Raw genomic sequence first — 1,439 nt, forward strand, 5'->3', positions numbered from 1 at the left:
TCCGGGAGCGCCGAAGCCACGCGACTCCATCGCCACCGCCAGGGTGGTCGCCCGCCGGAGCGCGAGCACGAGCAGCGCGAAGGCCATCGACGCCCCGCGCCGCAGCCGTCCGTGGTCGGCGAGGCCGCGTGCCCGTCGTGCCATCGCGAGCTGACGCCAGTCCTCGCCGAGCAGGGTCGTCATCCGCACCGCGGCCAGGGCCCCGAGCACGAAGCGAGCCGGCAGCCGCAGCAGCTGTGCGAGGCCGTCCGCCAGGTCGGTCGGGTCGACCCCGACGAAGAGCAGGACCGCCGGCAGCCCGACCGCGAGGACCCGCAGCGCGGTCGCCAGCGCGAGTGCCAGCGACCCGTCGGTGACGTGCGCGAAGCCGAGGTCGAACCACTCCCGTCCGGAGGGCCGCCCGTACAGCGCGATGCTCAGCGCGGTCAGGGGCACGGCGACGAGCACCGGCGACGCCCGCAGCAGCGCGGTCCGCGGCGGGATCCGGAGCACCGGCAGGAGCAGCAGCTCCAGCGCGAGCGCGACCGCCGCGGACACGACGTCGAGGCTCGTCACGAGGCACAGGCCGAGTGCGAGCACGCCGAGCATCGCCGCCACGGGCTGCACACCGGCGACGCCGCGACGCGTCCGGCCGGGAGGCACGGCTCGCCCGCCCGGGTCGACGTGCGTGGTCGAGGTGGTCACCGGGGCACCTCCGTGGTCGTTCGGGGCTGATCGGCTCCGGCCGGGGGTACGGGGCGCACGCCGTCGGCGGCGAGCACGACCTCGTCGGCGTCGAGCGCGCGCACGAGGTCACGGTCGTGCGTCACCACCACGAGGGCCGTCCCGGCGTCGGCCATCGCGCCGAGCAGGTCGACCACGGCCTGCCACGTCGCGCGGTCCTGCCCCGACGTGGGTTCGTCCAGCACGACCACGGGCGGCCGCGAGGCGACGACGGCTCCGATCGCGAGCCGCCGCTGCTCGCCGCCGGAGAGCGTGAAGGGGTTGGCGTCGGCGAGGTGCCGCAACCCGAAGGCGTCGAGGAGGTCCTCCACCCGTGCGTCCGCGTCGTCGAGGCCGAGCGCGTGCGGGCCGGCGGCGAGTTCCTCGCGGACGCTCCGTGCGACGAACTGGTGTCCGGGGTCCTGGAACACCGTGCCGATGCGGGCGGCGAGCTGTCGGCTCGTCCACCGGATGGGCGCGTCACCGGCCGAACCGGCGAGGTCGGGCGTCGCATGCAGCGTGCCGCTCGCGGGGCGCAGGAGTCCGGCGAGGGTGAGGCCGAGCGTCGACTTGCCGACGCCGTTCGGGCCGGTGACCGCGAGGACCCGTCCGCGCCGGACCCCGAGGTCGATGTCGCTGCCGACGGGGCTGCTGCCGGCACGCCCGAGGATGCCCCCACGCGCGGTCGCGAGCCCCCGCGCCTCGAGCAGCCCCGCGCCCTCGTCGAGCGGGCGGAA

At 76.6% G+C, this 1,439-nt stretch carries 2 protein-coding genes; both read right to left on the bottom strand.

The window, feature by feature from the left end; all coding sequences use genetic code 11:
- On the bottom strand, positions 1-684 hold a 684-nt coding region (locus D8M35_RS16055; RefSeq protein ID WP_238638283.1), incomplete at its 3' end, for an energy-coupling factor transporter transmembrane protein EcfT.
- The coding region (locus D8M35_RS16060) for an ABC transporter ATP-binding protein (RefSeq protein WP_148113415.1) at positions 681-1,439 on the bottom strand (759 nt) is incomplete at its 5' end. The genes D8M35_RS16060 and D8M35_RS16055, both read right to left, overlap by 4 nt.

Source organism: Curtobacterium sp. HSID17257 (assembly GCF_003989515.1).
Lineage (GTDB): Bacteria > Actinomycetota > Actinomycetes > Actinomycetales > Microbacteriaceae > Curtobacterium.